Here is a 12,976-nt window from a genome sequence, read left to right on the forward strand (position 1 = left end):
AAAGCTAATCCATTGATATAAAGAGAATAGTAACCCGTTTTTAATGTACGGTATGTGGTCGACTGATACGCTTTGGTTCGAGGTTGCGGTTGTCAGCATAATTTATGCTGCCGGCAACATATTTTTCGGGCATTTTGAAGAGCAGACTCCCAAATGGCGCCGCCTTGGAAAGTATGTCCTGACATTGGTAATTGTATTGGCTTTGTCTGTTTTTGTGGGGAGATGGGCTAGTATGTCGTTACTGGTAGCCATGCTCGTGCCCTTGCTTTATGTGCATGGGTAATATTTGCCCAAAAAGAAGGGTATTAATGGCTGGACGGGCGAACCGAAGCGGAAATATTATGCGTTTCGGGGCTGGGATACCCATATTTTTAATGAAGAACAATAGCGCCGGTCATTTTCGCTGGCCGGACGATGCGCTTCTGGCCATCCCTTTATGCTTTTCGTTCAGAAGGCGATAGTTCCGGTGATGTGCCAGCGAGCGGTCCAGCTTTGCAAAAAGCCCCATGTCCTTCAATGCGAACCAGTTGACTTTCAACAAATACAAGCTAACATAAGATCTCGGATGACCTGCGATGAACCCGGCCGTGGCATCCCACAGCTTTTCGCGCTCCGCCGCCTGCTGGCGTACCCAATACTGGGCGCTATCCGAAAGGTTCCGCTTTTTGGCATGCCCCTCGGCCAGTACATATACATTCAGGCGCTGATCGAAAGGATTTTGTATTTGTGTTTGGTACTCCCTCCATTCTTCGTTGCTTTTGGAATGACTAACCGTCGATTTGGCCAGATTGGATGTATCCACCCGTATTTCCGTGCCCGGATCGAAGAAAAAAGTCAATGCACCTTTCTTTTGAGAAACCTGAAACTGGTACAGATCCGGTAGCATGTCGGAGTCCATATTCAGATGCGTGGTATCAAATCCAAGCCGGATCGAATGCACCACCGCCGCAAATCCCTTCTCCCGCGTCAGCAAAAGTGCCTTCCTGTCGTTCCACGCTTTCGGCGCCACGATTTTGATTTTGACGCTTTGCGTCGACACGAATGCAAAGCTCGCTAGTATGCAGATGATCAGGCGGTTGGTACGACTTACCACAGGTGAGATGATTGGGAATGATGCTTACAATTTAGTATTTATATTTGCTTTACATGCACTATGATCAATATGAAATAACACGTGGCGATAATGCTCTGACGTTCGAGTTTGTTAGTTAGGGTATAAAAGGTGATATTGAAAAGCTTGTAGTCTATTCCAAAATTGACATGTCAGGTATGTTTAATCTTGGGTTCGGCGATAAAATTGGCTTGAAAGGAGACTTCGACGACCAAGCGGTAACGAATAACGGAGATAGTTTGAAAGTTATGGCTACGGTGGCGGCGACTCTTTATCCCTTCACGGAAAGCTTTCCCGACGCAAGCGTATTTGTAAAAGGAAGTACTGTGTCCAGAACGAGACTTTATAGAATGGCAATTACCAACAACCTGGACCTGATAGGCACTGATTTCGAGATTTATGGGTTAAAGAATTACGTCTGGGAAGAGCTTACAATTGGAATTGATTATGAGGCGTTTCTTGTTGTAAGAAAAAAACCTGAGGAAAAATGAAAAAAGAACTCGAGAGAAGCTTTAGACGTAAAAACGTGAAGGTCGACAAATCCCTGGATAAATATTCAGAAATGAATCTGTTCAAGAACAAAGTGGACGAGGCCAACAGGATTTTAGCGATCGCAGGCCTTCCAGATTTCGACAAAAAAAAATAGCAGCAGCCAGCTCCGGCGACTGGATAACTTCCAAATCTCCAAAAGCCAACTGCCGAAAGCCGAAGTTATTTTACTTTATCTTCACCTTCACCAACACCGGCTGGTGATCCGACGGATAGCGCTGCTCTTTTGAGTCAGTCAGTACGCCGTATTTCAAAACATCCACATTTTTGCTTACAAAAATATAATCGATGCGGGTCTTCATAGCTGCATCGAATTTGAAACTGTTAAATGTGCCTTCCGGGCCGTAGGGGGCTTGTTTAGTAACATCATGGGTGTCGTTGAGTAGACCTGCGATCGTTTTCATCTGCTCGGTGTCCGGTGTTGAATTGAAATCACCCGTTAAGATAGTGGTCGCGTTTCCGGCGATTTCCTTCATCTTTTTCACCATCAAATGCCCCGACTGCCGGCGGGCTTCCACGCCCTGGTGGTCGAAGTGCACGTTGAAGAAGTAAAATTTCTTTTTGGTATTCAAATCTTCAAATTGCGCCCAGGAGCAAATGCGGTTGCAGCATTTGGCATCCCAGCCCAGGCCAGGTTTGTCGGGCGTTTCGCTGAGCCAGAAGTCGCCCGATTTGAGCAGTTTGAAACGGTCCTTCTTGTAAAAGATCGCCGAATGCTCACCGCCCTCCTTACCATCGTCGCGGCCTTTGCCGTAATAGGTAAATTCCGGCAGTTCGGCTACGTCTTTCAGCTGACCTACCAATGCTTCCTGCACGCCGAAAATGTCGAACTCGTGGAAACGGATCAGGCCTTTCACATTCTCTTTGCGGTTGGGCCAGGCATTTATGCCGTCATTAGGGGTGTTGTAGCGCAGGTTGTACGAACCTACATTCATAGTTGAGGTTTTCTGAGCATACGCTGCCGTTGTGAGGGAAACGAATGCCAAAAGGTAAAGGGCAATTTTTTTCATAGGGTATAGAGATGATTAATTACTATAAAACAAAAGACCCCGAAGGGTCTCCTGTTGCAATGCCAAAAATATGCGATTAATGTTAACTCATGATGAAATTGACATCATTACCATCCCGGCGTCTGCTTGTAGGCGCCATTGCTGCGCGAAATCTCATCGGGATTCATAGGCCATGCCATGTGTTTGGCTGGGTCGAAGCTGCGCGCCGGCCAGATCACCTGAATTTTGTAAGCCGAGTTCGGGTCGGTTTTGTTCTCGTGAATGCGGCCGTGAAGCGGCATGTTGATCTTGTCGTAATCGCCCCAGCGTTTCAGGTCGGCGAGGCGGTCGGTCCATTCGCAGGCGAGTTCAACGCGGCGCTCGTGTTTGAGATCGGCCAATGTAGGTGATGCGATCGGTGCCAGTCCCACGCGAGCGCGGATTTCGTTCAAAGGAGCAGCTGCTTCCGCGTTTTTATTTTGTTTGATCAATGCCTCCGCTTTGAAGAGCAAAATCTCCGCATAGCGCATCAACGGCAGGTTCAGCCGCGTCGACGGGCCATCTCCGCTCTGGTTGATCATCGTGTTGCTGCCTGCATTCTCGTTGGTACCGTAGCTGTAAGGCTCCATGTATTTGCGGATCTGGAAACCCGAGAGGCTGTTGGTCGAGAAGTAAGAACGCTCCTTTCCGAAGTACGTGAATTTATCCCCGAATTTCAGGATCGTTATTTCACGGCGCGGATCTTTGGCTTCATATTCCTCGTAGAGTTCTTCCGTCGGCTGGAAATAACCCCAGCCATTGAAAATACCCCAGCCTTTGTTTTCCAATGCCACGCCCGGGAAGATCGAGCCACCCTGGATACCGGAGTTCACCGACCAGATGTACTCGCTCGTCCAGTTGTTGTCGATTGTGAACACCGCCTGGTAGTTCGCAGCCGGAGTTCCTTTGCCTGTAATGAGCGCGCGCGCGCCCTCGTTTTTGATCTTGTCTGCCAGTTCGGGGATCAATGCCCACTTGGAAGCATCGTATTGCGCCCAGTAAGCATAGGCTTTCACCATGTAACCCCACGCGGCAGCCTTGTGGGCACGCCCCTGATCGGCCGCGCCGTAAGTCTGGAACAATGGAAGCAGGTCGGCGGCTTTTTGCAAATCGCTGATGATCTGCGCGTAGTTATCGGTTACTGAAGCGAGCTGCGGAGGAATGCGCTTGCCGAACTCCGCATTCTCGGGGCCGTCGAACGGAACGCCGAGGTTCTTATGCCCCCAGGAATAAGCGATCCAGAAATGGGCAAATCCACGGATGAAGTACGCCTCGCCCAAAGCCCGGTTTTTCACCGCGTCGGACACGCCGGTGGCTGTCGGAACGCCCTGGAGTACCTGGTTGGCCTTGTTCAACATCCAATACACATCGTTCCAGCAGTTGGCAATAGAACCTTCGCGGCCGGTGATATTGAAGTTCTTGATATTGTCGCTTTCCGCACGCACGCGGCCCGTTACGATGTCGTCGCTGGCGTTCTGCATCCAGAAAAGATTGCGGCCCCAGGTATTTTCATAACCCATAGGCGCATACATGGCAGCCACGGCTTTGTTCACATCTTCATCGCTTTTCCAGAAGAATGCGGTGGTGGGAGAGCCGTTGGGTTTGGTATCCACCCAGCTTTCGGTACATGCGGATGCACCAATGGCCATTACAATGGCAAGACCCGCATTTTTAATGATATGTTTCATGAGTCAAAGTCTTTGTTTGGTCTGATCTGGATATTAGAATTTGAGCTTCACACCGGCTGAGTACACACGTGCCACCGGATACTGGCCGCCGTCGAGGCCTGGGGCGGTGTAGCGGCCGTCGATATACTGGCTGCCGATCTCGGGGTCCATACCGGAGTATTTCGTGAATGTCAGCAGGTTATCACCGCTCACGTACACACGCAGGCTGGGCTTGCCAGGCTTACTTTTGAACGTGTAGCCGATGATCAGGTTCTTCAGACGCAGGTAATTGCCATTTTCAAGGTACCAGTCGGAGTTGGTCGAGAAGTTCTTGTTCGGATCGTTCGCCCTGATCTTTGGAATATCGGAGCCGGTATTGGTTTCCGACCAGGCGTCGAGAATCTTGTCCCAACGATTGTATCCCTGCTCAGCACCGTTCAATGTCGATTGCTTGAATGCATTGAACAACTTTACACCCCCAACTCCCTGGAAGAAGATACTGAAATCGAAGTTTTTCCAGTTGGCGTTAGCCGTAATACCATAAGTAATCTTCGGGAATGCATTGCCCATGTACACGCGGTCGGAGTCGTCGATTTTACCGTCGCCATTCTCATCTACAAATTTCAGGTCGCCAGCCTTTGCATTGGGCTGGATGCGGTCACCGGTAGGACCCACATAAGCGGCGGCGGCTTCATCGGTTTGGAAAATGCCCGCGTTTTTGATCAGCCAGTAGGAAAAATAAGGTTGGCCGACGGTAGAACGGAAAGGTACCAGAATGCTTCTCCAAGCATCGCCGTGGGTCCATACCGAGTTAGGGTTTTCATCGATGTAATCGACGCGGTTTTTGAGGGTAGCAAAGTTACCACCGATCTCATAGCCAAACTCGCCGATCTGGTCACGCCAGCTGGCAGCGAATTCAAAACCGGTATTTCTGATCTTGCCCTGATTGATGAAAGGCGCACCGTAACCGTTCGTATTTGTCCATTCGGTGTCCTGCTGTTTGATCAGGTCGTAGGTTAGTTTATTAAAGTAATCGGCAGTAATGGTCAGTTTTTCCTTTAACAGGCTTACATCCAAACCGAAGTCGGTCTGTTGCGAAGTTTCCCAGGATAGCTCGGGATTGAATCTTGCATTCACATATAAACCATTGCTGATGGGCGCTCCGTTGCCGATCTGGTAAGTGTTGTTGGGCGTAAGGTTCGGATAACCGTAATATCTGCCGATAGAACCGATGTTGCCGATGCGGCCCCAGCTTGCGCGTAGTTTCAGTAGATCGAGGCCTTTAACATTGAAAAATGGCTCCGAGCTAAGTTTCCAGGCTCCTGTGAAACCCGGGTAACCCTTGGCACGGAAACCTTCGGCGAGACGTCCGGCAATATCGTAACGATAGCTGGCAGTTACGAAATAGCGGTCGGCCCAGCTGTACGACAGACGGCCAACATACGAGGCATTACGGTCTTTCCATTCGTCGTCTCCCGGCCGGTTTTGGTCAAAAATCGAGGCATTGACAAAGAATTGTGCCCAATCGGCTTCATTCTCAAAGCCTTTTGCCGCAATGCTGAAACTGCGGTTGCCGTTTTCCTGGGCGGTCATGGAGGCCATCGCGCCTACGTTGTGGCGGCCGAACACGCGGGAGTAGTTGACCGTATTTTCCCAGATCCAGTGATAGCCACGGTTGGTAGAATACGAGAGCGTATTCTGATTATTGGGCTTGCCCGGCTCCGTTCTTTTAGGTTCGAAATTCTTCCAGAGCGAGCTATTCTGGCGGTAGCTGAAACGGCTGACAAAGCTCAGGCCCGGGATGATCTCCGACACACCCAGTTCTGTAACAGACTGCATATCATTGCTTTTGTTGTAGGGCCGGTAGCGCATTAACGTACCCACCGGACTGATCGCGTCACCGTGAATCCCCAGATATTTCGAATCGCGCGGACCTACCCCTCCGAAAGTACCATCCTCATAGTAAGGCACGGCCGAACGCGGCATGTAAATGGCAGAGAGGATCGTGCCGCTGTAACCGCTGGTTGTTTCGGTCCCGCGGTTATCGTTGTTATTGTAAAAAAGCTCCTGGCGGAGTTTGATCTTATCGGTGAATTTGTACATCGCATTGAAACGAACGGACAGATTCTGGGCGTAGGTGTTGATGAGCGTGCCCTCGTCGCGTTCGTAGCGACCTTGCAAAAGGGTGGAAAACTTGTCGGTACCCGCGTTGAAGCTCAGGTTATGGCGCTGTATCAGGCCGGTGCGGAAGATTTCGTCGATCCAGTCGGTGCGGGTAACCTGGGCATACGGGTTTTTAGTAGCATCCCAGCCGTCGAGCGGGGCAAGGCCCGCATTGGTATAGGCCAGATTGGAAACCTTGGCTTCGTCCGCCGCATTAAGCGATTGCGGTAGTTTCCAGGCTTGTTTCATTCCCATAAAACCACTGTATTCGATGCTTGGCTTGCCTTGTGATGCCTGGCGTGTGGTGATAAGGATAACACCGGCCGAACCGGAGAATGCACCGTAAATTGCCGCCGAAGCCGCATCTTTCAAAACGGTAATCGATTCGATATCAGCCGGGTTGTAAGGAGCATTGGGTACGCCGTCGACCACGTAAAGTACGCTCTCGCCCCCACGGGAGCCTGTTCCGCGAATGGTAATATTGGGCGTCTGGTTGGGGTGGCCGCCATTGCTGATGGCCGTCACACCGGCTACTTTGCCCTGGATCATGCTGCCGACGTTCAGTACGGGCCGGTTTTTGATCTGGTCCATATCCGGAACGGTTGAAACCGAAGCGGACAAATCAGCTTTCTTCACAGTTCCGTAGCCTATTACCACGACTTCCTGCAAAGATTTGGTATCCGAAAGAAGCGTTACGTCCAGTTCCGACTGGTTGCCGACGTTCACTTCCTGGGCGAGGTAGCCGACAAAGCTGAAAACAAGCTGTGCATCGCCATTTGGGACTTCTATTTCAAAAGTTCCGTTGGCTTCGGTGGAGGTGCCGTGCTGGGTACCCTTTACCACCACACTTACACCCGGTAGTGCTTCTTTTGTGTCGGCGGCGGTGACTTTTCCGCGGATTATCCGGTCGATCGGGCTCTCGTCGCCGGATACATCGAGCACGCTCGTGTCGTTCCCGCCCGCAGCCTTGCTTGGTTTCCGGTTGAGGATAATGTAATCCCTGGATACCGAATACCGGATATTCAATGGCGCCAGCAACTGGTCGAGGACGGTGGAGAGACGCTGATTTTCAGCCGTAACAGTCACCTTCTGATTGCGCACGAGCGAGGGCACGTACGAGAACCGGACGCCGGTGGATTTTTCCAGGCTTGTGAGCACCTGGCGCAGGTCCTGGCGCTCGGCTTTCAGGGTTACGTTGCGTTGCAGCAGTTCCTGCGCGAGCCCATTACTGGCAAGCGACAAGCTGCTGAACAGCAGGGTCAGTATGAATGGTATGCATGCAATTTTCATCACAGTCACCAGGTACGTTAGTGGTCGACTACTTTTTTTCATAAATTCGAATGGTTTTGATGAATTCTGGACAAAGCCCTCCCGTGCTCCGATTTTGGCGGAACTGTCCTTCTGTTGAAATGAACCGGGAGAATCAGGCCGGTAATGCTGCAATCATTGCCGGCTTTTTTAATGAATCTGGGTCAAGATTTTGCCATAGGGTAGAAGGGTGGTTTGGGTTGAAAGGAAACTTGGTTATTCGCAGCCCTGCCCCGTGATAACGACCTGTCCGTCGGTTACCTGGTAGCTCGCTTCGATGGTAGAGCAGATTATTCCTAACTTATCAAAGAATGGCTCGTCGCGCAACGCTACGCGCAGAGAGCAGTTTCCGAGCCGAACGGAGTCGTACAAAATGGGGATTCCGTAGGTTTCCTGCATTAACCGGAATACTTCCCCAACAGGCTGATTGTCAAATGTGAAATCCGGTTTTGCAACAGGGTGCGAGATGGCCACCGGGTTTTCGGCTATGCTTCGTTCGAGCACGGGCTGCCCGGTAGTGAATATCACTTGCTGATTGGGTGTTAACAGCATTTCAGAGCCCGCCTCGTTTCCGGCGAGATCTTTCGCCTGCATTACGGCCACTTTCCCCGTACGAACGATCACTTCTACGCGTTCCGAAGAGGATTTAATGGTAAAACTCGTTCCTACTACCCGGGTAACGAGATTATTGGCATACACAAAAAAAGGATTTGCTCTGTCTTTCCGGACTTCGAAAAATGCCTCTCCCGAAAGAAATACCTCTCTTTTATGATTTTGAACAAAAACCGGCGCATAGCTGATCACGGCGTCGGGCATCAGCTGTATTTCACTGCCGTCGGGAAGACTTACCTTCATCGGCTTTTTGCCTTTGTTCGATAGCTCTTTCAGCGGGACTGGTGAAGCGGAAACGTAGCGCTTATACGTGTATTCGTTTTTTTGAAATACATTATTCCCCGAAATCAACCATCCAAAACCTACCATCAAGAACACCGCCGCCGCAGCATACCACCAGCGGAGTTGAACGATGCCGGTTTTTCGGGTAGGTAATGTCCGGACGGATTCATTGAGTATCCGGTTCACCTCGTGGTCGAGCTCTTCGTGCGTGAGGTCGCTGGGTTGTTTTTCCCAGGTAAGGATCAGCTCGGCCGCCTGGTCCATCAGCAGCGCCTTTTCGGAATATTCCGAGCGGAGTTTGGCCCAGAAAAAATCATTTCGGGGCTGGCCGTTTTTTACCCACACCCTGAAATCGTCGTCGGTCAGAAAATCTTCCAGGTTATAGTGGTAAAATGGATGCATTGGTCTGAGGTGAATGTGTTCTAATAGTATAATCCGCCGCGACCGTCAGGATCATGGAAGAACAGGAAAAAATTTTCAAAAATTTTGGATCAATGCCCTCCCGCGAGGAAAAGAAGGAGGAGCCCCGCTACCAGAAGCCATTTTTCGCGGAACATTTTCAGGCTCTCGTACAGGAGGTTAGCCGTTGCCGGACGTGAAATGTTAAGGATTTCCGCAATGCGCTCATTGGAAAGGTCCTGATAAAATTTCAAATGAATGATTTCCTGTTGCCGCGGCGTGAGCGACTGGATAATATGCTGAATGCGGGAAAGCTTTTCCGCGGCGAACTCGGTAAGGATCAGCTCGCTCTCGATGGAGTTGGCCGTTTCGTGAAAATCTTCGGGCGTATGTTCGAGCGCCAGGAAAATGTCCGGCCGGGCTTCGAACCGGTTGCTGTTCTTGAAAATGCGGTTGCGGAGGCTGGTAAGCAAATAGGGTTTGATGTGGTCAGTTTTGCCGAGTGATTCCCTGCGTTCCCACAAATGAAGGAAAAGATCGTGGACGAGGTCTTTAAGGACATCACGGTCGCTTACGAACCGCCTTCCGTAATCGAACAATGGCCGGTAGTAGCTGCGCAACAGTTGCTCGAAGGCAAGCGGGTCGCCTTCCCTGAACTTTTGCCAAAGTACCGAATCCTGTTCCACGAAAAATGGGTTACGTCAAGGGCAAATGTACCATTTTTCTTTGTTGGCAAAAATCCGGTGCGACCGGCGGCGATTATTTAATGTTGGGTTAATATTTTAAGTAACCGAACACCCGAAAAACATACGGCAGCAAGTCAACAGATTTGCTGCCGTATGAGATTGTCATTTGTTCTTTTTAGTGATCAGGAACTTGCCCACTAGCTCACCATCGTCGCGGATCATTTTCAAATCCAGCTGTTTACGGGTGGCATGGAGCTTGATGAGCGTCCGTTTGCCTTCGAGCGGGCCGCCGCCAATGACGATCGGCCAGTTATGATCTGCATCCGCCTCGTGTGTCATGTACCGGTGCGTGTGCCCGGAGATTTGCAGGTCGATTCTGGCCTTGTTCAAAACAGGTCCGAATAGCTCCCGGCAGTGCATGGTACCATGCCAGTCGCCCGAATGGTAGGGGGAAATGTGGATTAAAAGCACCCGGAAATCTGCCTTTTTAAACTCCGGCGATTCTATTTCTTTTTCCAGCCATTTTTTCTGCACCTCGCGGTAGCGGTCAAATGCCGACAAGCCGCCGTATTCGACGCTGTCGTCGGTTTTGTCCTCCCCCGAATCGAGCACGAGAAACCGCACCGGTCCGCGGGTGAATGCGAAGTAATACTTGTTATCGGGATAGGCATAATACTCCGGAATGTGCCGCGAAAAGCTGCCCCGGCATTCGTGGTTACCCTGTGTGAGCAGGAACGGGAACTCCGTCGCGAAAATATCGACCGACGGCTTGATCAAATGGTCGACCATCTGCTGCTCTTCGGTTACCCAGTCGAAGCAATCGCCGTTGAAAACCACGAAATCATAATCTTTGGTATTGCCCGTATAGCCGTGGCGGTACAAAAGCTGCGGGATGATTTGCGGACGGTCGTGGATATCATTGAACACCACCATCTTGAACTCGTCCTCATTCTGGCCCCAGGTTTTGAAACCGTATAATGGGCTGGATATCGTTTCGCCGAATTCCACCTTTGAGCCTTTGTACCCGAGCACTTCGGTGGACACGATCTTATACTTGTGCTCGGTACCGGGCACAAGGTTGGTTAATGTAATTTTATTAATGCGGTTGTTCGCCTCGATAAGCCCATTGTTGTAGCCGAATTCGCGCTTGCTCGTATAAGTACCCGCGCCGTACTCGACCCAGCTGAAACAGTTTTATGGGTAATCCACATAATCGTGACCTCGTCGGAGCCCATGTTCTGTAAGTACGGACCGGCCACAAAATGGTTTTTGTCGTTGGCAACGGGTGGAACCCCGGCTGCGTGAGCAGCCTGCGAACCGGCAGCCGGCGCTGCGGCCAGGGGCAACAGGCTCAGTGCCCCGATCTGAGACATTTTTTCAAGAAACGACCTTCTGTCTGAAAGCATAAAATTAAGGGTTAGGAACAGTCGGATAATGCATTATTCCCAGTTCGGGTTTTGCGTCAGGTTGGTGTTCAACAGGCGCTCCTGCTTGGGAATCGGGTAAAGGTAATCTCTGTTTTCGATGAATTTCTTGGTAATATGGCCGTTCACGATGATGTTACCGCCTTTCGCGCCATTTTCGAGTGACACATCGCTGCCTAATTTCAGGAGCTGCGCACCCTTAATATCGGGTTTGGTACCTTCATATATAACCACGTCAATGCTCCCGCTCTTATCGAGATCGTACTGGCCGGGGCCGGGGAAGTACATGCCTTTGTATTGTTTGGTAAGGGCCTGGCCTTCTTTCCAACGAATAAGGTCGTCCCAGCGGAAGAAATTCTCCATGACCAGCTCGATACGGCGTTCACGGCGGATTTCCAGGATCACACCCAGGTTTTTGCTGCTGATCTGCGTGTACTGAGCGGCCTGGTAAGGGTCCGGTTTGGCATTGGCCTGCGCCATGTCGATGTTTGGCATGCCTACGCGGTCGCGGGTGAGTTTGGTTGAAATGTCGAGGTCGGCCTGGGTCAATGTACCTTTTTCGGCTTTGGCTTCGGCGTAGTTCAGCAGCACTTCGGCGTAGCGGAACACGGGCATGTCGGTAATGTCTTTCGAGAAAGTATCCCACTTGGGTGCCGATACAAACTTGATCAGCTGGTAACCCGTCACAGTGGCGCCAAACTCCGGCACCAGCTGAGCAGCTTCGCCGATCCGCGTATATCCAGGTGTGCGGATGGTCTGTGCCAGGCGCGGGTCGCGGTTTTGAACCTCATCATAAAACTGCATGGTTTCGTAACCTTTCACATCGGTAAACCGCGAGCCGTCGGCCATCAGGTAGCTGTTCACCAGCTTCTTTTCCAGGCCAGGACGGCCATAGGAAGCCGTCATCGTGTAGTAGTTCAGGTTATGGTAAACCTGCAATTCATCGCTGAAATCACGTGCAAGGATCACTTCGTCCGGAATCGCATTGTCGGATGAGAACAACTTCATGTACGCGGTCGCAGGTGTAGCCTTGTAAATAGAATAACCACTATTTTTCATCAGATCTTCCGAAGCGGAGATACAGGCATCGAGGAACTTGTCGGCATTGGGCAGGTTGTATTCCGGGTGGTATTTTCGGAATGTACCTTCAAACAGGGCGATACGCGATTTCAATGCCAGCGCGGTAAATTTAGTAATGGTAGTCACCTGGCGGCTAGCATCGAGGTTGGCGATAGCGTAGTCGATATCGGCCATTACCGAGTCCATCACGAGTGTGCGCGGGTCGCGGGCTTTGGTGAGCAACGCCTGGTCTTCGAGCTCGATGGTGGTGGAGTACCAGGGCACATCGCCGAAGCGTTTAACCATTCCAAAATAGAAATACGCGCGGAAGAAACGGGCGAGGCCATTGTATTTGGCTACGGCCTTTTTGTCGGGACATTTGCCTGAGTTGGCGAGGAAATAGTTGATATTCCGCAAATTTCCCCAGCTCCATCCGCCGCCGCTCGTGGGAACTACCCGCGTTCCCTGCAATTCGTCGCGCAAGCTGGTTTTGACAATATTGTCGACGTCCTCATTGTATACATCCTCCGCGCTGGGCAGTGCATTGTAAAATGAGTTGGTGTAAAGCAGCAAGTCGTTTTCGGTATTGAAAAATGTCTCCGGAGAGATCGCGTCCTGCGGAAGCTGGTCCAGGTCACAAGCCACCAGACCCAGTGAAATGGCTATAATGCTAAGTATTTTTTTCATC

Annotated in this window: 12 protein-coding genes; 3 read left to right on the top strand and 9 right to left on the bottom strand. The window is 50.9% G+C overall.

The window, feature by feature from the left end; translation table 11 throughout:
* The first annotated feature begins 43 nt into the window (after positions 1–43).
* Positions 44–283: a hypothetical protein gene (locus AAHB90_RS03475; RefSeq protein WP_342083512.1), complete on the top strand. Its 240-nt coding sequence runs from the start codon at positions 44–46 to the stop codon at positions 281–283.
* A gap of 111 nt (positions 284–394) precedes the next feature.
* On the opposite strand, the gene AAHB90_RS03480 is transcribed toward AAHB90_RS03475, so the two are convergent.
* Positions 395–1,093 (bottom strand): hypothetical protein, encoded by a 699-nt coding sequence (locus AAHB90_RS03480; protein ID WP_342083513.1) that lies wholly within the window; start codon positions 1,091–1,093, stop codon positions 395–397.
* Positions 1,094–1,215: 122 nt separating this feature from the next.
* Between AAHB90_RS03480 and AAHB90_RS03485 the strand changes: the two genes are divergently transcribed.
* The gene (locus tag AAHB90_RS03485) at positions 1,216–1,602 is read left to right on the top strand and encodes a DUF6934 family protein (protein ID WP_446717878.1); all 387 of its coding nucleotides are present in this window, start codon (positions 1,216–1,218) and stop codon (positions 1,600–1,602) included.
* A complete protein-coding gene (locus tag AAHB90_RS03490; protein ID WP_342083515.1) occupies positions 1,599–1,757 on the top strand; it encodes a hypothetical protein in 159 nt (52 codons plus the stop codon). Before AAHB90_RS03485 ends, AAHB90_RS03490 begins: the two co-directional genes overlap by 4 nt.
* 70 nt (positions 1,758–1,827) lie before the next feature.
* Here the strand turns inward: AAHB90_RS03490 and AAHB90_RS03495 are convergent, their stop codons facing one another.
* The 8 genes from AAHB90_RS03495 to AAHB90_RS03530 form a co-directional block, all read right to left on the bottom strand.
* Entirely contained in the window at positions 1,828–2,670 is an 843-nt protein-coding gene (locus AAHB90_RS03495; protein WP_342083516.1) for an endonuclease/exonuclease/phosphatase family protein, read from the bottom strand.
* A 107-nt stretch (positions 2,671–2,777) separates the two neighbouring features.
* Positions 2,778–4,376 carry a RagB/SusD family nutrient uptake outer membrane protein gene (locus AAHB90_RS03500; protein ID WP_342083517.1) on the bottom strand — a complete coding sequence of 533 codons (1,599 nt, stop codon included), beginning with the start codon at positions 4,374–4,376 and terminating at the stop codon, positions 2,778–2,780.
* A gap of 33 nt (positions 4,377–4,409) precedes the next feature.
* On the bottom strand, positions 4,410–7,850 hold the full coding sequence (locus tag AAHB90_RS03505; RefSeq protein WP_342083518.1) for a TonB-dependent receptor: 3,441 nt from the start codon (positions 7,848–7,850) through the stop codon (positions 4,410–4,412).
* A 192-nt stretch (positions 7,851–8,042) separates the two neighbouring features.
* Positions 8,043–9,122, bottom strand: a complete 1,080-nt coding sequence (locus AAHB90_RS03510; RefSeq protein WP_342083519.1) for a FecR family protein — start codon at positions 9,120–9,122, stop codon at positions 8,043–8,045.
* Between the two features lie 89 nt (positions 9,123–9,211).
* Positions 9,212–9,805: an RNA polymerase sigma factor gene (locus AAHB90_RS03515; RefSeq protein WP_342083520.1), complete on the bottom strand. Its 594-nt coding sequence runs from the start codon at positions 9,803–9,805 to the stop codon at positions 9,212–9,214.
* A gap of 162 nt (positions 9,806–9,967) precedes the next feature.
* Positions 9,968–10,879 (bottom strand): metallophosphoesterase family protein, encoded by a 912-nt coding sequence (locus AAHB90_RS03520; RefSeq protein ID WP_342083521.1) that lies wholly within the window; start codon positions 10,877–10,879, stop codon positions 9,968–9,970.
* Between the two features lie 8 nt (positions 10,880–10,887).
* On the bottom strand, positions 10,888–11,211 hold the full coding sequence (locus AAHB90_RS03525) for a hypothetical protein (protein ID WP_342083522.1): 324 nt from the start codon (positions 11,209–11,211) through the stop codon (positions 10,888–10,890).
* 33 nt (positions 11,212–11,244) lie between these two features.
* On the bottom strand, positions 11,245–12,975 hold the full coding sequence (locus AAHB90_RS03530; RefSeq protein WP_342083523.1) for a RagB/SusD family nutrient uptake outer membrane protein: 1,731 nt from the start codon (positions 12,973–12,975) through the stop codon (positions 11,245–11,247).
* Position 12,976 lies beyond the last annotated feature (1 nt).

Origin of the sequence: Dyadobacter sp. OTU695, assembly GCF_038440355.1 — a bacterium.
GTDB lineage: Bacteria > Bacteroidota > Bacteroidia > Cytophagales > Spirosomataceae > Dyadobacter.